The organism is Billgrantia ethanolica (genome assembly GCF_021404305.1).
Classification (GTDB): Bacteria; Pseudomonadota; Gammaproteobacteria; order Pseudomonadales; family Halomonadaceae; genus Halomonas; species Halomonas ethanolica.
Genome location: NZ_JABFTX010000001.1, coordinates 1,631,581 through 1,654,662 on the forward strand (window position 1 = coordinate 1,631,581; position 23,082 = coordinate 1,654,662).

General features: G+C 67.0%; 23 protein-coding genes and 1 riboswitch. Of the genes, 3 read left to right on the top strand and 20 right to left on the bottom strand.

All coding sequences use genetic code 11. The annotated features are described in order from the left end of the window. Nucleotides 1-130 precede the first annotated feature (130 nt). Entirely contained in the window at nucleotides 131-694 is a 564-nt protein-coding gene (locus HOP53_RS07470) for a carboxymuconolactone decarboxylase family protein (RefSeq protein ID WP_234269420.1), read from the bottom strand. A 10-nt stretch (nucleotides 695-704) separates the two neighbouring features. Next, nucleotides 705-2,033, bottom strand: a complete 1,329-nt coding sequence (locus HOP53_RS07475) for an aspartate aminotransferase family protein (RefSeq protein WP_234269421.1) — start codon at nucleotides 2,031-2,033, stop codon at nucleotides 705-707. 158 nt (nucleotides 2,034-2,191) lie between these two features. On the opposite strand from HOP53_RS07475, the gene HOP53_RS07480 reads away from it, so the two are divergent. Further along, complete coding sequence (locus HOP53_RS07480) at nucleotides 2,192-3,097, top strand: MurR/RpiR family transcriptional regulator (RefSeq protein WP_234269423.1); 906 nt, start codon at nucleotides 2,192-2,194, stop codon at nucleotides 3,095-3,097. Nucleotides 3,098-3,162: 65 nt separating this feature from the next. On the opposite strand, the gene HOP53_RS07485 is transcribed toward HOP53_RS07480, so the two are convergent. Together HOP53_RS07485 and HOP53_RS07490 are read right to left on the bottom strand one after the other, a co-directional pair. After that, entirely contained in the window at nucleotides 3,163-4,140 is a 978-nt protein-coding gene (locus HOP53_RS07485) for an NADPH:quinone reductase (protein WP_234269424.1), read from the bottom strand. Nucleotides 4,141-4,234: 94 nt separating this feature from the next. Further along, complete coding sequence (locus HOP53_RS07490; RefSeq protein ID WP_234269425.1) at nucleotides 4,235-4,795, bottom strand: hypothetical protein; 561 nt, start codon at nucleotides 4,793-4,795, stop codon at nucleotides 4,235-4,237. 131 nt (nucleotides 4,796-4,926) lie between these two features. On the opposite strand from HOP53_RS07490, the gene HOP53_RS07495 reads away from it, so the two are divergent. Next, nucleotides 4,927-5,703, top strand: a complete 777-nt coding sequence (locus HOP53_RS07495) for a glycerophosphodiester phosphodiesterase family protein (protein ID WP_234269426.1) — start codon at nucleotides 4,927-4,929, stop codon at nucleotides 5,701-5,703. A gap of 18 nt (nucleotides 5,704-5,721) precedes the next feature. Here the strand turns inward: HOP53_RS07495 and HOP53_RS07500 are convergent, their stop codons facing one another. Beyond that, complete coding sequence (locus HOP53_RS07500; RefSeq protein WP_234269427.1) at nucleotides 5,722-5,886, bottom strand: glutaminase; 165 nt, start codon at nucleotides 5,884-5,886, stop codon at nucleotides 5,722-5,724. 130 nt (nucleotides 5,887-6,016) lie between these two features. Here HOP53_RS07500 and nadE point away from each other — a divergent pair, with 130 nt between their 5' ends. Further along, on the top strand, nucleotides 6,017-7,357 hold the full coding sequence (gene nadE, locus HOP53_RS21645) for an ammonia-dependent NAD(+) synthetase (protein ID WP_338073294.1): 1,341 nt from the start codon (nucleotides 6,017-6,019) through the stop codon (nucleotides 7,355-7,357). A gap of 86 nt (nucleotides 7,358-7,443) precedes the next feature. On the opposite strand, the gene HOP53_RS07515 is transcribed toward nadE, so the two are convergent. The 15 genes from HOP53_RS07515 to cobT all read right to left on the bottom strand — a co-directional run bounded on the left by HOP53_RS07515 (nucleotide 7,444) and on the right by cobT (nucleotide 23,065). Then, nucleotides 7,444-8,865, bottom strand: coding sequence for a xanthine/uracil/vitamin C permease (locus HOP53_RS07515; protein ID WP_234269429.1), 1,422 nt, complete (start codon nucleotides 8,863-8,865; stop codon nucleotides 7,444-7,446). A gap of 379 nt (nucleotides 8,866-9,244) precedes the next feature. Continuing rightward, complete coding sequence (locus HOP53_RS07520) at nucleotides 9,245-10,711, bottom strand: cobyric acid synthase (protein WP_234269430.1); 1,467 nt, start codon at nucleotides 10,709-10,711, stop codon at nucleotides 9,245-9,247. A gap of 4 nt (nucleotides 10,712-10,715) precedes the next feature. Beyond that, nucleotides 10,716-11,327 (bottom strand): cob(I)yrinic acid a,c-diamide adenosyltransferase, encoded by a 612-nt coding sequence (gene cobO, locus HOP53_RS07525; protein WP_234269431.1) that lies wholly within the window; start codon nucleotides 11,325-11,327, stop codon nucleotides 10,716-10,718. Nucleotides 11,328-11,337: 10 nt separating this feature from the next. Beyond that, the gene (locus tag HOP53_RS07530; protein WP_234269433.1) at nucleotides 11,338-12,672 is read right to left on the bottom strand and encodes a cobyrinic acid a,c-diamide synthase CobB; all 1,335 of its coding nucleotides are present in this window, start codon (nucleotides 12,670-12,672) and stop codon (nucleotides 11,338-11,340) included. Nucleotide 12,673: 1 nt separating this feature from the next. Next, nucleotides 12,674-13,441: an ABC transporter ATP-binding protein gene (locus HOP53_RS07535; RefSeq protein WP_234269434.1), complete on the bottom strand. Its 768-nt coding sequence runs from the start codon at nucleotides 13,439-13,441 to the stop codon at nucleotides 12,674-12,676. Beyond that, nucleotides 13,441-14,421, bottom strand: coding sequence for a FecCD family ABC transporter permease (locus tag HOP53_RS07540; protein WP_422677605.1), 981 nt, complete (start codon nucleotides 14,419-14,421; stop codon nucleotides 13,441-13,443). The genes HOP53_RS07535 and HOP53_RS07540 overlap by 1 nt, the downstream gene beginning before the upstream one ends. Nucleotides 14,422-14,428: 7 nt before the next feature. After that, complete coding sequence (locus HOP53_RS07545; protein WP_234269435.1) at nucleotides 14,429-15,298, bottom strand: cobalamin-binding protein; 870 nt, start codon at nucleotides 15,296-15,298, stop codon at nucleotides 14,429-14,431. A 46-nt stretch (nucleotides 15,299-15,344) separates the two neighbouring features. Then, nucleotides 15,345-17,198: a TonB-dependent receptor domain-containing protein gene (locus tag HOP53_RS07550; RefSeq protein WP_234269438.1), complete on the bottom strand. Its 1,854-nt coding sequence runs from the start codon at nucleotides 17,196-17,198 to the stop codon at nucleotides 15,345-15,347. Between the two features lie 118 nt (nucleotides 17,199-17,316). After that, nucleotides 17,317-17,546, bottom strand: a riboswitch (cobalamin riboswitch). Nucleotides 17,547-17,598: 52 nt separating this feature from the next. Beyond that, a complete protein-coding gene (locus tag HOP53_RS07555) occupies nucleotides 17,599-18,027 on the bottom strand; it encodes a bifunctional adenosylcobinamide kinase/adenosylcobinamide-phosphate guanylyltransferase (protein WP_234269440.1) in 429 nt (142 codons plus the stop codon). Continuing rightward, nucleotides 17,979-18,623, bottom strand: a complete 645-nt coding sequence (locus HOP53_RS07560) for a histidine phosphatase family protein (protein WP_234269441.1) — start codon at nucleotides 18,621-18,623, stop codon at nucleotides 17,979-17,981. Before HOP53_RS07560 ends, HOP53_RS07555 begins: the two co-directional genes overlap by 49 nt. Next, nucleotides 18,575-19,333: an adenosylcobinamide-GDP ribazoletransferase gene (gene cobS / locus HOP53_RS07565; RefSeq protein ID WP_234269442.1), complete on the bottom strand. Its 759-nt coding sequence runs from the start codon at nucleotides 19,331-19,333 to the stop codon at nucleotides 18,575-18,577. The genes HOP53_RS07560 and cobS overlap by 49 nt, the downstream gene beginning before the upstream one ends. After that, a complete protein-coding gene (locus HOP53_RS07570; RefSeq protein WP_234269443.1) occupies nucleotides 19,330-19,890 on the bottom strand; it encodes a bifunctional adenosylcobinamide kinase/adenosylcobinamide-phosphate guanylyltransferase in 561 nt (186 codons plus the stop codon). The genes cobS and HOP53_RS07570 overlap by 4 nt, the downstream gene beginning before the upstream one ends. Next, nucleotides 19,887-20,987 carry a threonine-phosphate decarboxylase CobD gene (cobD, locus tag HOP53_RS07575; protein ID WP_234269445.1) on the bottom strand — a complete coding sequence of 367 codons (1,101 nt, stop codon included), beginning with the start codon at nucleotides 20,985-20,987 and terminating at the stop codon, nucleotides 19,887-19,889. Before cobD ends, HOP53_RS07570 begins: the two co-directional genes overlap by 4 nt. A gap of 16 nt (nucleotides 20,988-21,003) precedes the next feature. Continuing rightward, nucleotides 21,004-21,999: an adenosylcobinamide-phosphate synthase CbiB gene (cbiB, locus tag HOP53_RS07580; protein ID WP_234269447.1), complete on the bottom strand. Its 996-nt coding sequence runs from the start codon at nucleotides 21,997-21,999 to the stop codon at nucleotides 21,004-21,006. A gap of 10 nt (nucleotides 22,000-22,009) precedes the next feature. Then, on the bottom strand, nucleotides 22,010-23,065 hold the full coding sequence (gene cobT, locus HOP53_RS07585; protein WP_234269448.1) for a nicotinate-nucleotide--dimethylbenzimidazole phosphoribosyltransferase: 1,056 nt from the start codon (nucleotides 23,063-23,065) through the stop codon (nucleotides 22,010-22,012). Between the last annotated feature and the right edge of the window lie 17 nt (nucleotides 23,066-23,082).

Consider the following 23,082-nt stretch of genomic DNA (forward strand, 5'->3'; position numbering starts at 1 on the left):
GCTTCAGCACACCAGTCGCACGCAAAAAAATCCAGCCTTTTCTATGACTTCGGGTCACTGCCATGAAAAAAACCCGGCCGGGGCCGGGTTGAGAAGTGCTGGCACATGCCTGGAACGGGCAGCCTCGGCCTCACGGCTCGTTGAACGGCAGTGGCACCTCCGTATCGCGGCGCACCGCGAAGACGTTCAGGGTCATGGCCACCAGGGCGTAGTAGCCAAACACCCCCACCAGTTCGACCACCGCGGGTTCGCCGAAAGCCTCGACGGCTTCGGCATAAAGTGCCGCGTCGACGCGTCGGGTAGCGTAGAGCGTGCTGCCCAGACGGTAGATCAAGCGCTCATCGTCGCGCTCGAAGGGCGGCTCCTGTCCCGTGCGCAGTGCTTCGATCACCGCGTCGGTGACCCCTGCCTCGCGGGCGATGGGCTCGTGGATCTGCCACTCGGCCTGAGACCGCCACCAGGCAGCGGTGACCAGGATCGCCAGTTCGGTCAGGCGAAGCTCCAGCCGCGTGCCGTAGCGGCAGAAGGCACCCAGCTGCTGGGCATGATCGGCCAGGCCCGGGCTGTGGATCCAGGCCAGGAAGGGGCCGTCCAGGTTACCGCGCGGGCCGCTGAGGATCTCCTCCAGCACGCGGCGCTGCTCGCTGTCGAGGCGCGTCTCGTCGAGTGGGGTCAGGCGGGATTCGATGGCCATGCGCGTCTCCTTAGCGGTTGCCCAGCACACTGTTCAGTGCGTTATCGAGCTTGTCGACGATTTCGTCCAGATGGTGCTCTTCGAGGATGAAGGGCGGTGCCAGCAGAATGTGATCGCCCTGGCGACCGTCGAGAGTGCCGCCCATCGGATAACACATCAGCCCTGCCTGCATGGCCGCCTTCTTGATCTGCGCATGCACCTTGCGCTCGGGCTCGAAGGTTGCCTTGGTGGTGCGGTCCGCCACCAGCTCAAGGCCCTGGAAGAGCCCGCAGCCGCGAATGTCGCCGATATGGGGATGCTCGCCGAAACGCTCGGAGAGGCGCCGCTGCAGTCCTTCGCCCAGCTCACACACCCGGGACAACAGGCCGCGCTCCTGAATGGTCGTCTGCACCGCCAGCGCCGCGGCACAGGCCGTCGCATGACCGATATAGGTATGCCCGTGCTGGAAGAAGCCCGAGCCATTGGCGATGGCATCGCGAATTCGCCCGCTGACCAGGGTGGCGCCGATCGGCTGATAGCCGGCTCCCAGCCCCTTGGCGATGGTGATCAGGTCGGCGGTGATGCCTTCCTGCTCGGCGGCGAACAGTGTGCCGGTGCGGCCCATGCCACACATCACCTCGTCGAGGATCAGCAGTACGCCATGGCGATCGCACACTTCGCGGATCCGCTTGAAGTACCCTGGCACCGCAGTCACCGCGCCCATGGTGGCACCCACCACCGGTTCAGCGACGAAGGCCATCACGTTCTCCGCCCCGAGGCGCAGGATCTCGGCCTCGAGTTCATCGGCCAGGCGTACGCCCATCTCCTCAGGGCTCTCGCCCTCCTGCAGCCCACGGTAGGCATAGCAGGGGCTGACGTGGCTCACGTCGATCAGCAGCGGTTCGAACTGCTGGCGGCGCCAGGCGTTGCCGCCGGTGGCAAGCGCTCCCAGGGTGTTACCGTGGTAGCTCTGGCGGCGCGCAATCAAGTGCTTGCGCTGCGGCTGGCCGATCTCGATGAAGTACTGCCGCGCCAGCTTCAGGGCCGCTTCCATGGCCTCGGAGCCGCCCGAGACGAAGTAGACCGACTCAAGCCCCGCAGGAGCTCGCTCGACCAGGAAATCGGCCAGGGCTTCCATCGGTTCGGTGGTGAAGAAGGAGGTATGGGCGTAAGCCACCTTGCCCACCTGCTCGCGAATGGCCGCAATGACGGCGGCATCGCTGTGCCCCAGGCAGGAGACCGCGGCACCACCGCAGGCATCCAGGTAGCGCTTCCCCTGATCGTCGATCAGGTATGGACCTTCGCCCTTGACGGCCATGGGGTACTGCTGCGTCAGGCTGCGATGGAATACGTGGCTCATGGGTTCCTCCACATTGAGAATAGGCAAAATATAAATGCTATATTTTAATTTGCAATTAATATTTGCAAATCATTCCCCCGGCGACTCTGCCAGGGGCAACGCGGCTACAATGCCCCCGACGCCTTGACGCCTCTATAGAGTTGAAGTGAAGCGATGCCATGACGGATACCACCACGCTACCCCCGGAAACGCTGAGCGGCCTCAGACAGCGGCTTACGGACATCGAAGCCGGCGACGCCGACATCCGGCTGGGCAAGCGCTCTCGCCACGTTCTGGCCCTGCTCATCGAGGCACCGCAGCAGGCCGCCGTTTCCACCATCAGCGAGCTGGCGGAGCGACTGGGTGTCAATGCCTCGACGCTCTCGCGCCTGGCCCAGCGTCTTGGCTATGAGGGATTCAGCCAGTTACAGGATGTCTTTCGCCGCGAAGTCACCGAAGGCCAGAGCTTCTACAGCGACCAGGCTTCCCGGCTGCTTCAAGCGAACGGCGACACGCAGGCGCTAGCGCGGCTGAGCCGGCTGGCTCGGCAGGAGAGCGCCAACATGGCGAGTCTTCTGGAGAGGATCGACCCGGCAGCCTTCGAGCAGACAGTGACGCTGCTGGCGACGGCCCATCGGGTGCGTATACACGGTATGCGCCAGTTCCATTCCCTGGCGCTGTTCATGGCCTATGGTTTGGGGATGCTGCGCCCCGACGTCGCCCCCCTCGACGCGGGCCGGCAGGGCGTCGCCGATGCCCTGGCCCAGCTCGACCCCGGCGACGTGCTGGTGGTGGCAAGCTGCTTTCCCTACACCCCGAGCGTACTGGCCACGGCCGAGGTCGCGACCCGTCATGGCGTTGAAGTCATCGCTTTGACTGATTCCGAGAGCTCTCCCCTCGCCCGGAGCGCGCGACACAGCTTTGCAGTGTCCAATCACAGCCTGTTCTACAGCAACAGCATGTGCGCCTTCATGCTGCTGGCCCAAGGCCTGCTGAGTGAAGTAGCCAGCCTACTGGGTGAAGCCGGGCTGGCGGCGCTCAAGCACCGCGAGACGATGATTACCGAACTCGGCGCTTCTCTGTGATCTCTGCCAGCCGCACCCGAGGGGGCGACCGACAGAGGTTGCAGCGGGGAGTCAGAGACGCGGTATCAAGGCAGCAGGATAGTGGAGCCGGTGGTCTTGCGGCTGGCCAGGGCGTCCTGGGCCTTGCCGGCCTCGGCCAGGGCAAAGCGCTGGCCGATGTCGATCTTGACCTTGCCGCTGCCGAGCATGTCGAACAGGTCGCGGCACATCGTCTCCAGCCGCTCGCGAGTATCGGCGTAGCCGTTGAGGCTGGGGCGAGTGACGAACAGAGAGCCCTTCTGGTTGAGAATGCCCAGGTTGACGCCCTCCACCGCCCCGGAAGCGTTGCCGAAGCTGACCATCAGGGAACGCGGCTTGAGGCAGTCCAGCGAGGTGATCCAGGTGTCCTTGCCTACCGAGTCGTAAACCACATCGCACATCGCGCCATCGGTGAGTTCGCGCACCCGCTCGACCACGTTTTCACGGGTATAGTCGATGGTTGCCCAGGCGCCGTTGGATTTCGCCAGCTCAGCCTTCTCGGGCGAGCTGACGGTGCCGATCAGCTTGACGCCCAGCGCCTTGGCCCACTGACAGGCAATCGAGCCCACCCCACCGGCAGCGGCGTGCCAAAGAATGGTCTCGCCTCCCTTGAGCGGAAAGGTCTGGCACAGCAGATACTGCACGGTGAGGCCCTTGAGCATGCTGGCGGCGGCGGTATCAAAATCAACGCTATCGGGCAGCGTCACCACCTTCTCCGCCGGTAGTACGTGATACTCGGCGTAAGCACCCAGCGGCCCCTGGGCATAGGCGACCCGGTCGCCCGTCTTCAGGTGGCTCACCCCCTCGCCCACGGCATCGACCACGCCGGCGCCCTCGGTGCCCAGCCCCGACGGCAGGCTAGGCGCGGGGTAAAGACCGGTGCGGAAATAGATATCGATGAAGTTGAGCCCGATTGCCTCGTTCCTGACCCGAACTTCACCGGGCGCCGGATCGGCCGGCGTCACGTCGATGTATTCGAGCACTTCGGAACCACCGGTGCGAGAGAACTGAATCCGCTTTGCCATGGCGTCTTTTCCTTTGTTCGCTAACGATAGGGGTACTTCATCCAACCGTCGTGTGTGCATGGGGTCAAGGGGGAGATTGCAACAGACCGTTCCACTACCCGGGAAATGCGGCCAGGCGTTCGACGAAGCTCGCCTTCTCCTGCTCGAAGAAGTGGGCATCGTGCTTGAAGCGACGCAGGATCGCCTCCTCATCGAAGCCGAGCGGTGGTTCCAGCTCGCTCACGCCGCGTGCCGAGTGATGCGGGGAGAGACCGACACGCCGGCCACCCGGCGTCGCGAACCAGCGATTGATACCGCAGCGGCGGTAAAAGCCCTCTTCTTCCTGATTCGCCGCATCGACTCGCAGCGGTGCCTTCTGTACCAGCTCGCGAATCAATCGACGCACGCTCTCGCGGTCGCCACCCGGCGAGGCATGGTGCCACAGGGTCATGCCGCTGCCCGACGCGTCAAGGATCAAGAGGGCCAACGCGCCCGGCCGTCCCTGCTCGTCCACCAGCGCCCACAGCCTTGCGGCCTCCTGAGCGAACAGCACCTGTCGCGTCCCGGTGAAGGTTACCAACGGCGACAGCCCCGCTTCCCTACCATAGACATCGGCGCACAGCCGGGCGAGCCAGGCGTCGCGCTGCTCGTCACGCTCGGGGGTCATCACCTTCATGCTTGCCTCATTGCATTATTCAAAGGCGCAAGACTAGCATAGTCGCGCCCGATACCACGTGCCCCGAGCGGGTCGCTATCCTGTCATCGACATCCGATATAGTTGCCTAGTCCCTCGATTGGAGCTCATGCATGCCCTCACCGCACCCCGCCATCGTCCTGCCTCGGCTGATCGCCCATCGCGGGCTGTCTGCTCACGCTCCGGAGAATACCCTGGCAGCGGTGCGCGCCAGCCACGATGCCGGCTTTTCATGGGTCGAGCTCGACGTGCAACTGCTCGGTGACGGCACCCCGGTAATCTGGCACGACGCCACGCTCAAGCGCTGTTCGGATGGCCACGGCAGGCTCGCCTCGCTAGATCTGGCCGCGGTTCGCAAGCTGGACGTCGGCGCCTGGTTCGGCGACGGCTTTCGTGGCCAGCGCATGGCCACCCTGCGCGAGATGCTGGAGCTACTGGTGGAGCTGAACATGGGCGTCAACATGGAGCTCAAGGTGACCAGCAGGCGCAGCGGTACCGAGCTGGCCGACGTGGTGATACCGCGCCTGATCGAGGCGCTGCCGCCAGAGCGGCTGATCGTCTCCTCCTTCGATCAGCCCGCCCTGCATCAGGCTCGCGCCATCGCCGACGCCTCGCTGCTGCCCATCGGCGTGCTCAGTGAAAGCGTGCCCGCGAAATGGCAGTCTCGCTGCGAGGCGCTGGATGCCTTCAGCATCCATACCGACTGGACCCGGCTCACCGCCTACCGAGCCCAGGAGATCAAGACCGCCGGCTACCGGCTGCTGTGCTATACACCCAATGACCCGGCTGCCTTCGCCAACCGCTGGGCATGGGGGGTCGACAGTGCCATCAGCGACGATCCGGCTCTGTTCGAGGGTATCGCCCCGCCGCCCGCTCTTACCCAGCTCTGAGCGGCAACGGGCGCAGGTTCAGGCAAACGCGCCCAACCGCCAGCGGCTCGACAGCGCCTCGAGCAGGCGCAGCCCGGCCACGCTGTTGCCGTGCTCGTTGAGCGCAGGGCCGATCACGCCGAAGCCCATGCGCCCGGGTGCCACCGCCAGGATGGCACTCTTCGACTCATCGATACGTTCCATGTCACTTCTCCATGTCTCGCCAGTCCGATCGGTTTCCGGTCACGCGATCCGAGCCGAATTGGCCTAGGGTAGGTAAGGCCAGATTCAATTCCGACAGCATCAGGCTAGTCGGCCATCAGGAGGAGAGGCAATGGAGCTGCTGGACAGGATCACGGACTATCTGATCGACAACGAACTGAAGCTTGCCACCGCCGAGTCATGCACCGCCGGTCTGATCGTCTCGGAGCTGGCCAGGGTGCCCGGCAGCGGCCAGAGCATCGACTGTGGCCTCGGCGTCTATTCACCCCAGTCGAAGAACCGTTACCTCGGCGTCAGCTTCGACACCATCGAGCGCTACGGGCTGACCAGCGAAGCCGTGGCCAGTGAAATGGCCGCCGGCGCGCTGAACAACAACGATGCCGACGTGGCCCTGGCCAACACCGGCATCGCCGGCCCCAACCCTGGCGACGATGATACGCCGATCGGCACCGTCTGCTTCGCCTGGGCCTTCTGCCACGATGGCGATCACCATCATTACTGCGAGACGCGACGCTTCGACGGCACCCGCAACGAGGTGCGCCTGGCAGCGGCCCACTACGCCTTGGAGCGCCTGCCCCACTACCATCGCCTGTGCCTCGAGAGCGCGACGCAGAGCCAGGAAGAGACGCGCTCACGCCGGGCCGTGCAGCGCGCCATCGGCGTGCAGCTGCAAGCCCGCAGCGACATCGATGTCCGGTATGAGATCGAGCGGCGGCGCGACTTCCTGTGCCGGGTCATGCAGGAGAGCGGCCAGAGCACGCTGGTGCTGGGCATCAGCGGCGGGGTCGACTCCACCGTGGCGGGACGCCTGGCGCAGCTCGCTGTGGAGCAGCGCCGCGAGCAGGGCGAGCAGGCCACTTTCGTGGCCATGCGTCTGCCCTACGGCGTGCAACAAGATGCCGACGACGCCAACGCTGCGTTGGCCTTCATCCGGCCCGACGAGGTGCTCGACGTGAACATTCAGGCCGCCAGCGATGCGCTGCTGGAAGCGCTGGAGAGCGGCGGGATGACGTTCAAGGACGCTCACCAGCGCGACTTCGTGCTCGGCAACGTCAAGGCGCGCCAGCGCATGGTGGCCCAGTACGCCGTGGCCGGCGCCCGCGGCGGCCTGGTCATCGGTACCGATCAGGCCGCCGAGGCGCTGATGGGCTTCTTCACCAAATACGGCGACGGAGCCTGCGACGTGGCGCCTCTGACCGGGCTGAGCAAGCGCCAGGTACGTCTGCTGGGTCAGCAACTGGGTGCCCCCGATGCGCTGGTGAACAAGGCCCCCACCGCCGATCTCGAGTCACTGGCGCCACAGAAGCTCGACGAGGTTGCCCTCGGCGTCAGCTACGAGGAGATCGACGACTTCCTGGAGAACCGCGAGGTCTCCGAACGGGCCTTCGACACCATACTCACCACCTATCGGCGCACCGGGCACAAGCGCCGGCTGCCCATCGCGCCCGACTGAGTCCGACCGGCGCGACAACTTCGTAACGCAGGCGGGCCGACACCCTGAGGTGCCGGCCCGCCAAGCATGACCGAAAGAAGGCCGAGTTATCGAGCCGCTGACTGGGAGTGCGCCGCGTCTTCCTCGTCGCGCTCCACCACCATGTCATCCTCCACCGCAATCGGCTCCTGCTCCTCGGCCTCGCGCGCGCCGCGGGCACGGTGCTCGATCAGGAAGTAGAGGATCAGACCGATGCCCAGCCCCCAGGCGGCCCCGTGGGTAGCCAGTACCACGCCCATGATGCCCGCCACGCCCATGGCGGTAGCGTTCTTGATCTGCTCCACGGCCACGGCGATGCACAGGTAACCGGTGATCAGCAGCGTGATCGACAGTGCAATGGGCAGCACCGGACGGAAGAAGGTCACCAGCGGCAACAGGAACAGGGCGAAGAAACCGACGATCCAGAACACCCCGGTACCGGAGTAGATGGTGTCCATAGCTTTGCGCCCGTAACGATAGCGCTCGGTCACCGTGGCCATGCCGCCGGTGAACAGCGGCCCGGCCAGCCCCGGATAGGGCGCCAGCAGCGAGTGCATCAGGTTGCGGATACCGGTGATCAAATGCACGCGGTCGACGTTGACCTCGATCTTCTCGTCAGGGCGCAGGTGATCGACCCGCTTGAGCAGGGTCTGGCCCACCACGATATCGCCGAAGGCGATGATGTAAGCAATGATCGCGGTGGGAATCGCCGCCACCATCAGCTCGATAGGCGGCGCGCCGATGGAGAACGGCAGGTAGGCCCAGATACCGGCGAAATCAGGCACGGCGATGCCCCACTCCACCGTCGGCATCGAATACTCACCGACGCCCCAGCCGATTGCCATGGTGATCAGCATGCCCGGCACCATACCGAAGGCGACGATGTTGCGCGCCCAGCGATACTTCTCGGCCAGATCGCGGAAGGAGAGCGAGAACAGCACGTAGAGAGTGATCAACCCGCCGATGCCGAGCGAGATCGGCGTGTTGTAGAGCCGGCCACCCTCGACGATTTCGCCGCTGATGGCGGCGATGCCCGCGCCGAGCAGAATACCCGCCTTGATCGAGGCCGGCACGCTGTTGACCAGTTTGCTGCCCAGCCGCGTCACCGCCATGAACAGGAAGATCGCCGTCACCATCAGCTGCAGCGCCACCATGGCGCGAATGGCATCCGGCCCCGGCTCGTACTGGCCGATGAACAACAGCACCACCGGGATCGCCGGTGTGATCCATCCGGCGATGAACGGCACCCCCAGCAGCGGCGGCAGGATGAAGCCGATACCGCACACCACGACGAAGGCCAGGCCCACTTCATAGGGTACGCCCAGATACTGTTCGAGCAGCGGGATCATCCCCAGGGAGATGACGAACATCACCATGGCCTGGATGGTTTCCGGAATGGCCCATTGGAAATGGATGAAAGGCAGGCGGACCTTGAAGGGCCCCAGCGGCCAGTAGGGATGCTCCTGGCCATATTCGCGATTGAGCGGCACGTCACACCTCGGCGGTTCTGTTTGTTGAGTGGTCCTCTTCGTCGGTTGTTGTTGTTCTTGGCTGAGCTCGGTTGTACGCGGGTCTGACGCGGTGCAACATTCGACCATGTGACGAGTAGACAAGCCACTATTTGCCGGAACTTGTCGACAACATTACAAACACCAAGGAGAAGCACGCCCAGAATGAGCGCGCCATCTGGAAATCACTTCGGCATTTTCGAGAAAGTTGTCGACAGATTTGGCGCTACTTGAGCGAAGTTTACGTTAACGTCAATGAGACCAGGCAAGGCGCTCCGAACGCGGGCGCCGCAGAGGCGCTTACACAAAGCAACGTCCCCCATGCAGGGACGTAGGACTAAAGAATAATGAGCCTACAGGCTCAACACTCCAGCAGTCGTTCGATGGCGGCCATGTCCAGGTTCGCTTCCAGGCAGTCGGCCAGCCGGTCCAGCTCCTGCTGGCGATGGGCTTGGTAATCCACTGCGCTTCCCTGCGCCTCGAGCCCGCAACGGGCAAGCAGCGCCACGCACGCCTCGGGCCGATCGAACAGCCCGTGCAGGTAGGTGCCCATGACCTGGCCATCTGCGCTTTCGGCACCGTCCGGCCGGCCTTGCAGCTCTAGTAGCGGCCGCGCCAGAGCAGGCCCCTCGCTCACCCCGTTGTGGATCTCGTAGCCGGCAATCGGCACCCCTTCGCGAAGCAAGCGCCCACTCACGTTGCGCAGCTGCTTGCCCGCCACCATGCGCGTCTCGAACTCGAGCAGGCCAAGCCCGGGGGTCGATCCCGCCGGCCCTTCCAGGCCGTCGGGGTCGTGCACCGCCCGGCCCAGCATCTGCAGGCCGCCGCAGATGCCGAGCACCCGGCCGCCGTAGCGCAGATGGCGCTGTATCGCTTCCTCCCAGCCCTGGGCACGCAGCCAGGCGAGGTCGCTGCGCGTGCTCTTGCTGCCGGGCAGAATGATCAGATCCGCCGGCGGGATCGCTCGGCCGGGCCCGACCTGATGAGGCCCGACAAAGCTCAAGTCGACCTGCGGATGCAGGCGCAGCGGGTCGAAGTCGTTGTGGTTGCTGATGCGCGGCAGCGCCGGTACTACGACCTTGAGCGTGGCCCCCGGCCCCACCCGACCGATGCGGCCGATGCTGTCCTCGGCATCGAGCAGCAGGCCCTGCAGATAGGGCAGCGTGCCGAATACAGGCTTGCCGGTGCGCTCGGTGAGCCAGTCGAGCCCCGGCTCGAGCAGAGAAATGTCGCCGCGAAAACGATTGACGATGAAGCCACGGGTACGTGAACGCTCGCTCTCACTAAGCAGCTCCAGGGTGCCCACCAGCTGGGCGAAGACCCCGCCGCGGTCGATATCGCCGACCAGCACCACCGGGCAGTCGACCATCTCGGCGAAGCCCATGTTGGCAATGTCGTTGGCGCGCAGATTGATCTCGGCCGGGCTGCCCGCCCCCTCGGCGACGATCACGTCATAGCGCGCCGACAGCGCCTGCCACGCCGCCAGCACGCTCTCCCGCGCGGTGCGCTTGTAGGCGTGATAGTCCAGCGCGTCCAAGTGGCCGTGCACCCGCCCGCGCAGGATGACCTGGGCGCCACGGTCGCTCTCGGGCTTGAGCAGCACCGGGTTCATGTCGCTATGCGGCTCGACGCCTGCCGCCAGCGCCTGCAGCGCCGTGGAGCGGCCAATCTCACCGCCATCCACCGTCACTGCGCTGTTGAGCGCCATGTTCTGGGGCTTGAACGGCGCCACCGACACCCCACGCCGCGCCAGCACCCGACACAGCCCCGCCACCACCGTGCTCTTGCCGGCGTCCGAAGTGGTGCCCTGGATCATCAGGGTTGGCATGAGATTACAGCTCTATCCCGCGTTGTGCCTTGACCCCTTGATCCTTGAAGGCGTGCTTGACCACCTTCATCTCGGTGACGGTGTCGGCCAGTTCGATCAGCTGCCCGGGGGCGTAGCGCCCGGTAACCACGACGTGCTGCATGGGCGGCCGTGCCTGCAGATCGTCGAGCACCCGGTCGAGGTCGAGGTAGTCGTAGCGCAGAGCGATATTGAGTTCGTCGAGCAGCACCAGGTCGAAGCCGGGATCGTCGAGCATCCGCTGGGCCACCGCCCAGGCCGCCTCGGCGGCGCGGGTGTCACGCTCACGGTCCTGGGTATCCCAGGTGAAGCCCTCGCCCATCACGTGATATTCAACGCCCGGCTGGCGGCGAAAGAATGCCTCTTCGCCGGTCTCCCGCGTGCCCTTGATGAACTGCACCACTCCCACCTTCATGCCGTGGCCCAAGGCACGGGCCAGCATGCCGAAGCCGGAGCTGCTCTTGCCCTTGCCGGGGCCGGTCAGCACCAGCAGCAGGCCTTGCTCCTTCTGCGCACTGGCGATGCGCTCCTGCATGATCTTCTGCTTGGCCGCCATGCGCTGGGCATGGCGCTGGGGGTCCTTGGCGTTCTCACGCATGGTTGTCTCCTCACGCTTCTTTCATCTGGGTGAAACGCAGCGGCTCGCCGCGGAAGATGGCGGCGGTGAGTGCCGGCGCCGAGGGGAAGTACCCGTGGAAGTAGCTGGCCACCAGCTTGCCCTCGACGTAGACCGGCTCGGCGGGGCTGCCGGCCAGGCGACGGGCATGGGCAGCCGGTGCCAGCGGCGTGTCCAGCAGCGAGTGGTGGTAGGTGTGGCCGCGCAGCTCGCCGGCATCGCTCGTCAGGCTCTGCAAGCCAAGGGCGCTGAGCCTGCCGGCCATGCGCGCGGTGCCGGGCATCAGCCCCAGCATGGCATGCACGCTGCCTTCACCGTCCACCAGGGTGTCCATGCACGCCATCAGCCCGCCACACTCTGCCAGGATCGGTCGGCCGGCGTCATGATGGCCGCGAATCGCAGCGAGCATCGGCGCGTTGGCGGCCAGCTTCCCACCGTGCAGCTCCGGGTAGCCGCCGGGCAGCCACAGGGCGTCGCACTGGGGCAGTTCGCTGTCGGCCAGCGGCGAGAAGAAGCGCAGCTCGGCGCCCATCTGGCTGAGCAGGTCGAGGTTGGCGCGATAGAGAAAGGCGAAGGCATCGTCGCGGGCGACCCCGATGCATACCCCTTCGAGCAGCCGCGGCGACGGCTCGGGGGCCTCGGCTTCGAGCGGTACCTTGGCCGGCAGGCGGGCGAGGCCCGCTTCCTTGAGCACCTCGGCGGCGGCATCCAGTTGGGCGTCGAGCCCTGCCAGCTCACCGGCCTGCACCAGACCCAGATGGCGATCGGGGATTTTCATCGCCTCGTGGCGTGGAATGGCCCCGAGCAGCGAGAGCCCCGACGGCATGCTCTCTGCCAGCAGCTTGCCGTGGCCGGGGCTGCCCACGCGATTGGCGATCACCTCGTGGATGGCGAGCTCGGCGTGATAATTGGCCAGCCCCTGAGCCACGGCGCCGAAGGTCTGCGCCATGCCCCAGGCGTCGATCACCGGTAGCGCCGGCAACCCGGCCAGGATCGCCAGGTCGGCACTGGACGGAGCGCCGTCGAATAACCCCATGGAACCTTCGACCAGGATCAGATCGGCGTCGCGGGCCGCCTCGGCCAGACGCCAGCGACACTCGTCCTCGCCAGTCATCCAAGGGTGGAGTTGGTAGACCGGCTGGCCCGAGGCCACCTCCTGCACCATAGGGTCGAGGTAGTCGGGGCCGTGCTTGAACACCCTCACCTTGCGCCCGGCATTACGGTGCAGCCGTGCCAGCGCCGCAGTGACCATGGATTTGCCCTGGCCGGAACCGGGGGCGGTGATCAGGGCGGCATGGGCCTCGCCGCGAATCGTCGAAGTCGTCATATCACCTCACAGGTACGAACACGGGGGCGCCGTCGATCTCGGCGGTGGCCAGGCGCTGGCCATAGAGCCGCTCCAGGGCGGCGGGTACCAGCATGTCTCTGGCCGGCCCCCAGCACGCCTCGCCGTCGGGATAGAGCAGCAGCAGGTGGTCGCACCAGCGTGCCGCCAGATTGAGATCGTGCAGGCACATCATCACCGCGCGGCCCTCGTCGGCCTGCTCAGCGAGCAGCGCCATCACTGCGCTTTGATGATGCAGATCGAGATGGTTGGTCGGTTCGTCGGCGAGCCAGATCTGAGGCGCTTGGGTCAGTACCGTGGCAATCGCCAGGCGCTGGCGCTCGCCGCCCGAGAGCGTACTGACCAGGCGCTCGGCCAGATGCGCGACGTCGAGTCGCTGCAGCGCCGCCTCCGCCAGGCGCAGATCCTCACCGCTTTCCATCTGCCACGCCGAGAGCCACGGATGCCGACCGATCAGCGCCGTCTCGCGTACCGTGGCGGGAAAGCCATCGTGGCGATCCTGGAACACCAGACCCAGAGTGCGCGCCACCTGTCGCCGACCCAGCGCCGCCAGCGGACGACCGTCGATCAGCACCTGCCCTGCCCGCGCCCCACGCAGCCCGGCCAAGGTGTGCAGCAACGTGGTCTTGCCGGCGCCGTTGGGACCGAGCACGCCCCATACCTGCCCCGGCTCGACGCTGAGCGTCAGCGCTCGACCATCGCGCCGCCCCGGCACGTCGATCACCAGTCTGCGGGTCTCGAGGCGGTTCATCAGCGGCTCCGGTACAGCAGATAGAGGAAAGTGGGTACGCCGAGCAGCGCGGTGATCACCCCCACCGGTAGCTGCTCCGGGGCGATCATGGTGCGCGCCAGGGTGTCGGCCAACACCAGCAGGGTGCCGCCGGCCAGGGCACAGGCCGGCAGGATCAGGCGCTGGTCGTTGCCCAGCACTAGGCGCAGCATGTGCGGCACCACCAGGCCGACGAAGCCGATGCTGCCGGCGGTGGTCACCGCGGTGGCGGTGAGCACACTGGCGACGAGGTAGATCGTCCACTCCAGCGGGCGCACGTTGACGCCCAGCGCCGCCGCCTGTAGCGGGCCGCGCGCCATGACGTTGAGGCTGCGCCCCAGCGGCATCAGCAGCAGGCAGATGACCAGCAGCAGCGTCAGCGGCGGCCACGGGGAGCGCGAGTAGGAGAGATCGCCCATCAGCCAGTAGAGCATGCCTGGCAGGCGCTCGGCGGGGCTTATCGCCAGCATCAGGGTGATCACCGCGCCCCAACCGGCGGCCACCACCACACCGGTGAGCAGTAGCCGCGAGGGGGTCCAGCTACCGGTACCGTGGGCCAGACCGAACACCAGCAACGTGGAGAGAAAGGCCCCGGCGAAGGCGGAGCCGGTGATTACCGCCCCGCCCAGCCCAGCCAGCATCGCCGCCAGCGCCCCCACCGAGGCGCCGCCGGAAAGCCCCAGCACGTACGGGTCGGCCAGGGGATTGCGCAGCAGCACCTGCATCAGCGCCCCCGCCACGGCGAGCAGGCCGCCCACGGCGAAGGCCGAGAGGGAACGGGGAATGCGCAGCTCGAGGATCAGCGTGCGCGCCAGGGGGCTGCCCTGGCCGCGCGCCACCGCCCAGACGTCGGCGAGCGACAGTGCGGCACTGCCCAGGGTGACCGACAGCAGCAGCGCCGCCAGCCCCAGCAGCACTAGCACCGCCAGCGGCGACCACAGTGAGCGCCGGGGCATGACCATGCAGGCCTCAGCGCTTGGCACGGGCACGCTCGAGCTGCTCGCAGAACAGGCGGCTGCCTTCCAGCAGCCGCGGCGTGGGGCGCTGGATCAACGATGGCGGCACGAAGTAGAGATTGTCGCGTTCGACGGCGGTCAGGCTCGGATACTGCTGCCAATGGGTCAGCCAGCCGCGGTTCTCCTCGCCCATGCCACCAGCCAGGATCGCCTCGGGGTCGGCGGCCAGCACCGACTCGTCGTCGATGCGCGGCACCAGCCGTGGCAGCTCGCCGAACACGTTGACCCCGCCACACAGGGTAAGCACCTTGCCGATCAGGTGCTCGTCGTTGATGGTCATCAGCGGCTCGTCCCACACCTGGTAGAACACCGACACCGGCTCGGCGTCGGCATAGCGCTCGGCCAACGCCGCCATGCCATCACGGAACTCGGTGGCGACCCGCTTACCCTCCTCCCGGGTATCGGCCAACAGCGCCAGGCGCTCGACGGCACTGGCGACACCTTCGAAGTCCCGCGGCTCGATATAGAACACCGGCATGCCCAGCGCCTCGATGGTCTCGAGCTGCTCGGGCGGGTTGCCGGTCATCCAACCGATCACCAGATCGGGGGTCAGCGTCACCAGGGTTTCCAGATCCATGCGGGTATGGCTGCCCACCGACTGTAAGTCCCTGGCTTCGGGCGGATAGTCGCTGAAGGCCACCACCGCCACCACTTTCTCCCCCGCCCCGGCGGCGTAGACCAGCTCGGTGGCGCCGGGCGAGAGCGCGGCGATGCGCCTGGCCGGTGCCTCGAGGCAAACCTCACGGTCGCGGTCGTCGATGGCGCACAGCGAACCGGCACGCGCCTCGCCGGCCACCTGCCCCGACAGGGCCAGTGCCAGCAAGGCACAGGAAGATGCAGCGGGGCCAAGGGCCCCGCCGAATCGACCCTTACTGGCCAAAGTGAACACTGACGAAGGCCGCACGGCCGGCGTTGAGGTAGTCACGGGAAGTTTCGTACTCCTTGTCCAGGGCGTTCTCCACCGTCAGACGAGCCGACCACAGCGGGGCGAACTGCCACCCGGCGCGCAGGTTGACCAGCCCAAAGCCACCGATGCGATCCTGGTTCTCGGCATCATTGTAGCGATACCCCTGAACGATCCAGGAGCCGCCCAGCGACCACTCGCCCAGCTCGCGATCCACGTCGAAACGGGCGCTCTGGCTGGCCCGGCGCTGGATACGATTGCCCGCATTGGCTCCGCTACGATTTTCCGGATCGATCCAGGTCAGGGCCGTCTGCAGGGTCCATTGCTGTAGCTCGACACCTGTCGCGAGTTCGATACCTCGAATACGGGCCTCGTTGACATTCATGGGGTTCCAGCGGAACGGGTCGGCGGGGTCGGGCGTCCAGGCGATGAGATCGTCGATATCGCTCTGGTAAACGGCCAGATCCCAGAAGCCGCTGCGATACTGACCTCTGGCACCCAGCTCGAAGGTACGGGAAGTCTCGGCATTGACGTCCGGATTGCCCTCGCTGCCCCACTCGTCCCGGTAGTAGAGATCATTGAACGTAGGCGCGCGGAAGGCAGTGCCGTAGCTGGCGCGGAGCGTATGGTGAGCGTCGAGCTCGAACCCCAGTGCGATGCCCCCGGTCAGTTCCCGGCCAAAGGCTTCGTTGTCATCGTGACGCAAACTCGCCTGGAGCGAGAAGGGGTCGAAGTCGAGCAGCGCCTGGGCATACACGGCGACATTGTCGCGGCTTTCCTCGACAAAGTCGTCGGTCGCCTCGATGGCATCATGCATGTACTCGGAGCCTACCACCAGCTGATGGGGGCCGAAATCCAGGGTATTGTCCCAGCGAGCCGCCCGGCTGCGCGTATCGAAAAAGCTGGTGCCGGTGGAGTAGCTCGTATCCTGCTCATCGCGGGATTCACTCAGTGTGAGACGGCTACGCCAGGTGTCGGTGAACGGGATTTCGCCATAGATGCCGGCGACCTGTTGGACGAAGTCCGTATCGGACGGCGCCCCGAAGCGATCGAACTCCGTGTTGCCACGGGCACGCAATGCCAGCACACCTACTTCCACTTCATTTTCGAAAGTATGGGCAATACGCGCCAGCGCCGACGTGTTGTCGTACCCCTTGTCCTCGCCATCACGACGTACCGGCGTTCCATCGGTGGTGAAATGACTGCCGGCAAAGCTGTAGCGGGTGCCGCCGCTGCTGCCGGAGAGCCCGGCGCTGTAGCGCTGGGTGTTGAAGGAGCCGCCGCCCACCGAGACGCGTGGGTGCGGACCGCCCTCCTGCGCCTCATGAGTGAACAGCTGCACCACGCCGCCCACCGCATCGGCCCCGTAGAGGCTGCCCCGCGGGCCACGCACGATCTCGGCGCGCTGGAACATGCGCGGATCGAGGAACTGCCAGGCCGCGCCGCCCGCCGTCGCCGAGCGCAGGCGAATGCCGTCGATCATCAGCAGCGTCGACTCGTTGCCGGTACCCCGCAGGTAGACGCTGCTGTTCTTGCCGAAGCTGCCGTTGGTGATGACGTCCACCCCCGGCTGGCCGCGCAGCATATCGGTAACGCTGGTGGGGTCCTGTCGGCGTAGGGTGGCCTCGTCGAGCAAGGTCACCGAGGAGAGCGTCTCGTCGGCGGTACGCGGCGCCAGGGTGGCGGTGATCACCATCGGGTTGAGCGTGACGGTGTCGGTTTCTTCGGCGGTGGTGGCCTGGGCCTGAACGGCCAGAGGAAGCGCTGCCAGGCCGAAGGCGGCCAGACCCTGCGCGGCCAGATGATGCTTGGTTTTCATTTTGATTCCCTTGCTCGCCGTGCCTACCCGCACGGTCTTCTAGGCGAAGCCGGGGTGGCGTGAAGGGGATCGAGAAAGGGAGAGAGGCGCGGCCCTGCCTCGAGGTAGCCCACCGCAACCCGGCAAATTACCTCAGGCCGGTCTCCGGGCTGACGAGCGAAGCGTCGACTGCACGCTTCAGGTCCATCGCCTTCCCATGCAGAGCACAGTGGCGTGATGATGGACCAATACTCGATCACCGTTGCGGGGGCAGCGTCGGAATGCGACTTCTTGGAATGAGAAGAGGATCACCGACTTCCCGTTTAACCTCGATAGGACAATTGAGGCACCTGAGAGTGGGCGTAAACTAACAACAGCAGCGACGGGCGTCAATGCATCGTTACGTTGAGGCTGATATGGATCAATGGGTTAGCGCTTTCACCAGCCCATTCCATACGTACCAGACCCGCTCGCAGCGTGCCGCGGCGTCCTGGGCCAGCCAGCCGTTGAGGTCGCGCAGGCGCCTGCTCTCCCGACCGAGCGGCACGATACCGCGGCCCATCTCGAGCAGGATCAGCACCGCCTGACTGCCCTGTTCGGCCTCCCAGGCCCGCAGCGCATCGAGCTCCGGCACCATGGCCTGGCGCAGCCGGTCGTCGTCGGGCTCATCGGCGAGCCGCTGGCCGATCCAGCGCTCCCAGCCCTCCAGCACCAGGCAGCGGGTTTCCGTAAGCGAGCGCCAGGCATCGAGCCGGCAGCCGGCATGGGCGGAGTGCCAATGCGGGGCATCGAAGCGCTGCCTTACGGCGTCACGCTTGCCGGCGCAGGCACCGCCGATGAAGAGCTGCATTGCCAGCATCCCTCTTCGTTCATGGAAAACGTGAAGCGGCGTCCCTCCGCCTGGACGACGTCACCCTGCCAGAAACCGATGCCCTCGAAGCGGCGGCGCAACTCGCGAATCACCCCGCCATGGGTGACCACCAGCACGCGCCGTTGGCCATGGGGCGCGCAGGCGCTCAGCACGTCGTCGAACCAGGCGTCGAGCCGCCGGCCCAGGTCGGCGGTGGATTCGCCGCCGGGCGGCGGCTGCTGGCCTTCGCTGTCGATCCAGGCGCGATAGAAGGGCTGCGACTTCAGCTCATCATAGGTGCGCCCCTCGTAGTCGCCGAAGTCGAGCTCGCGCAGGCGCGCATCGAAGTGCGTCGGCCAGGCCCGCTCGCGCCCTTCGGCCACGTGCGCCAGGGTCTGCCGGCAGCGGGTCAAATCGCTGCAGTGCACGGCATCGAAGGTTTGTTCCGCCAGCGCCTCACGCAGCCGGTCGAGGCCAGGCAAGGCCTCGGGCAGCAGCAGCGGGATGTCGCGCTGCCCCTGGTAGCGACGCTCGCGATTCCACTGCGTCACCCCGTGACGAACGACCACCAGCTCCAGGCGACCAGCAGCAGCCATAGCTCTCCTCCCTCGATTGCGGTTCCGACGATATCGCCGTTGATGCCCTTGAAGGCGCGCAGCATGCCCCAGCCATAGAGCATCAGGAACGGCGCCAGTGCAAGACACAGCCACACGCCTCCCGGCACCAGCACGGCCAGCGGCAGCAGAGGCAGCGCCGCGAGCCAGAGATCGCGCGGTGAAAGATCGCGCTTCCAGCTGGCGGCCATGCCCTCGGGCCGTGCCGCCGGGGCCAGCACCAGCAGCGCCACGGCTGCCAGGCGGCCCGGCCCCAGGATCATCACCAGCAGCAGCAGGCTGGCGCCGGCGTCGAGCAGCACGAACAGCAGCGCGGCCTTCCACAGCAGCAGGAACACCAGCGCCAGGATGCCGAAGCTGCCGACATGGGGGTCCTTCATGATCTCCCACTTGCGCTCCAGCGGCGCGTTGCTGCCCAGGGCGTCGGCCACGTCCATCAGGCCGTCCAGGTGCAGCCCGCCGGAGAGCGCCACCCACAGCGTAAGCAGGGCCAGCGCCAGCAGCGGTGCGGGTAGCAGGCTCTCGAGCAGCGCGGCCGTCGCCGCCAGCAGGCCGCCGAGCAGCACGCCCACCAGCGGATAGCAGCGTACCGCCCAGCGCCGGGTGGCCGGCGTCCAGGGGCAGGCGAACGGCAGCGGCAGGCGGGTGAGGAATTGCAGCGCCAGCACCAGGCCAAAGGCGGCGTCTTTCATGAGCGCTCCTCACCACGGCGTTTCCACACCTGCGGCAGCCCGGCCATCACCTGGATCACCTCGTCCGCCTCCTGCGCCACCAGGCGGTGAGCCCGCTGCAGAAAAGCCAGGTAGCGCCACACCTCGGCGTCCTCGGGGGGCATGCCCTCGTTGACGTCGTTGGAGACGATCACCAGCGCCACGTCGCGCTGCCGGGCCTCGGCCAGCAGGCGCTCGAGCATGGCGATGCCCCGCGCCTCGTCGAGCTCGCCGGCATACTCGCTTGCATAGAGCAGTTGGCTGGCCCACAGGGTCAGGCAGTCGAGTAGCAGCGTGCTGCCGGGCGCCACCCGCTCGAGGGCGGCGATGAGATCCACCGGCTCCTCCAGGGTGATCCAGCCCTCGCCCCGGGCTTGCCGATGGCGGCCGATGCGGGCCTGCCACTCGCCGTCGCTGCCGCTCCTGGCGGTCGCCAGGTAGTAGCGGGCCCCGCCCCGCTCGGCCTGCCAGCGCCGCGCCAGGGCTTCGGCATGGGTGCTCTTGCCGGAGCGCGCCCCGCCGCTGATGAAAGCGATCATGGATGTCTCCAGCGGGCGATGGCCTCAACCAGCGCCCGGTTCTCCGGCCGCGAGCGCACCGCCACCCGCAGCCAGGCGCCCTCGAGGCCGATGAAATGGTGGGTATGACGGACGAGAATGCCGCCGCGCGCCAGGTGTTCCAGCAGCGCCGGCATCGACCCGCCGCGAGCATCCTGAAGCCAAGCGCCCCTGAACAACAGGAAGTTGGCGTGGGACGGCACGACGTCGAGCCCCAGCGCCTCGAGCTTGCCCTGCAGCCAGGGGCGCTCGGCGTCGAGCCAGGCGCGGGTTCGCGCCAGATAGTCCCGGTCCGCCAACAGCGGCGCGACCAGCCCCGCCGCCAGGGCGTTGACGCTCCACGGCGGCTGCAACTCGGCAATAGCGTTTACCGCGGCGGCCGAGCCCAGCAGGTAGCCCAACCGCAGGCCGGGAATGGCATACAGCTTGGTCATCGAGCGCAGCAGCAGCAGGTTGTCGAAGCGAGCCAGCAGCGGCGTGAGCCGCACGTCCGGCGTGGCGAAATCGACAAAGGCTTCGTCCACCACCAGCGTGGCGCCGTGGCGCTGGCCTGCCGCCAGCAGGCGTTCGATCCGCTCGCGCTCGATCAGCGTTCCGGTAGGGTTGTTGGGGCGGCACAGAAACAGCGCGCCGGCATCGCGCATGGCCTCAGCGGCACGTGCCTCGTCCAGCATGAAACGGTCCCCCGTCAGGGCGAGAGGCTCCGTGGAGATGCCGTAGTGGCAGCAGGCGCGCGCATACTCGCCGAAGGTGGGCTGCACGATCGCGGCCCGACGCACCCCCTGCCTGGCCAGCAGAGCCGCAGCGAGGAAGATCGCCTCGGCGCCGCCGTTGGTGAGCCTTAGCTGCTCGGGCCCGAGCCTTTCGCTCATGGCGATAGCGTCTCGTGCCTCGCCATAGTCAGGATCGGGATAGACGGCGAGTTCCGTCACGCTGGCGGCGAGCCGCTGCGCCAGCCAGGGCGGTGGCCCCAGCGGGTTGAGGTTGGCACTGAAGTCGATGACCTCACTGTCGCCAGCGAGGCCGAAGCGCGGCAGCAGCTGCTCGGGGCGCCCGCCATGGCTCGGCCAGTCGCTCATGCGTCTCTCCCCTCGCTCATGCCCAGGCGCTCCGTACCCCGGCCACGGCGGCCATCAGCAGGAAGAACACCGCCCAGGCCCCGTGCATATGGCGTATGGCACGTTCGATATGGACGACCCGCAGCGGCTCGCACGGTTCACCCATCGGCGCCCGTTCGGAAATGCTTCCGCCATAGTGATTGATACCGCCGAGCTGCACGCCGAGCAGGTACGCCATCATCGCTTCGGGCCAGCCAGCGTTGGGGCTGGGATGGCCCGGCGCCTCACGCCAGGTGCCGGCCAGCGCTCCCAGTCTACGCGCCCTCTGCCTACGCGCCCCCGGCAGCGCCAGGGCGGCCAGCCACATGCTCAGAGCGGTGAGCCGGGCCGGCACCCAGTTGGCCAGGTCGTCGAGCCTGGCCGAAGCGTAGCCGAAATCGGCGTAGCGCTCGCTGCGATGGCCGACCATGGAGTCCAGCGTGTTCACCGCCTTGTAGGCCAGCGCCAGCGGCGCCCCGCCGAGCAGCGCCCAGAACAGCGGCGCGGTGATGCCGTCGACCGTGTTCTCGGCCACGGTTTCCACCGTGGCCCGGGTCACGCCGGCCTCGTCGAGCGTATCGGTGTCGCGCCCGACGATCATCGCAACGGCCCGGCGCGCACCTGCGAGGTCGCCTCTGACCAGCGGGTCGGCCACCGCGAAGGCGGCATCGCGCAGCCCCTTGATCGCCAGCGCGCTAGCCAGCAGCAACAGTTCGCCGATGCGCCCCAGCCAGGGGTGCAGCCAAGCGAGCAGCGTTAGTACGCCCCAGGCCAGGGCATAAGTGAGCCCCACCACGCAGCCGGTGAGCAGAAAGCCCTTGCAGCGACGGGCTCGCGGGCTGCCGTGGTTCCAGCGACGCTCCAGCACCTCGATCAGCCGCCCCATGGCGACCACCGGATGGGGAAGCCAGCGCGGGTCGCCGATCAGCAGATCCAGCGCGATGGCCCCCAGCAGCAGTGCCAGCAGGGCCAGGCTCAGCGGCTCGACGCTCATGCCTCGGCGCTCATGACTCAGGGGCAGCGCCAGCCACCCCGGCCGAATCGAAGGTGGCCATCTCACTCAGCATGCGGCAGGCGGCTTCCAGCAGCGGAAAGGCGAGCGCCGCCCCGGTGCCCTCGCCCAGGCGCAGCTGCATGTCGAGCAACGGCTCGGCCTCGAGCAGCTCCAGCGCCACGTCGTGGCCCGGCTCGCAGGAACGGTGGCCGAAGATCAGGTAGCCACGCAGCGCAGGCGCGAGCCGGCAGGCCGCCAGCGCCGCCACCGTCGCGATGAAGCCGTCGACCAGGATCGGCATGCGCCGGGCGGCCGCACCCAGGTAGGCGCCGGCCATGGCGGCGATCTCCAGCCCGCCGAGCTTGACCAGCACTTCCATGGGCCGGGTGGGGTCGGCATCGCGAGCCGCCAGGGCGCTTTCGATCACCCCGACCTTGTGGGCCAGGCGCGAGATATCGATGCCCGTCCCCTGCCCCACCAGGCGGGTCACCGGCCGCCCGCTCAGGGCGGCCAGCAGGGCGCTGCTGGCGGTGGTGTTGGCGATGCCCATCTCACCGACGATCAGGCAGCGGCAGCCGTCGGCGTGGCTGCGCGCGGCGGCACGTATGCCGACCTCGATGGCGCGCTGGGCCTCGGCCAGGCTCATGGCATCCTCGCGGGCGAAATTGGCGGTGCCGGGGCGCACCTTGTCGTGGACCACGCCCTCACCTTCGACGGTGCCCTTCACCCCCACGTCGACGACCTCGAGCCGCGCGCCGATCTGGCAGGCGAAGACGTTGATGGCGGCGCCGCCAGCGGCGAAGTTGGCCACCATCTGCGCCGTCACCTCCTGGGGAAAGGCGGACACGCCCTCTTCGGCCACGCCATGGTCGGCGGCGAAGACGATCACCCCGGGCGGGCTCACCGCAGGCGCAGCGCTGCCGCTCAGACAGGCAAGCTGGATGACCAGCGATTCGAGACGACCCAGGCTGCCGGGGGGCTTGGTGAGGTTGTCGAGGCGTGTCTGCACGGCGGGGGCGAGAGCGTCATCGACCGGTACGATGGCGGCCAGGGTATCGGCAAGCATGAGCGTATCCTGATAGG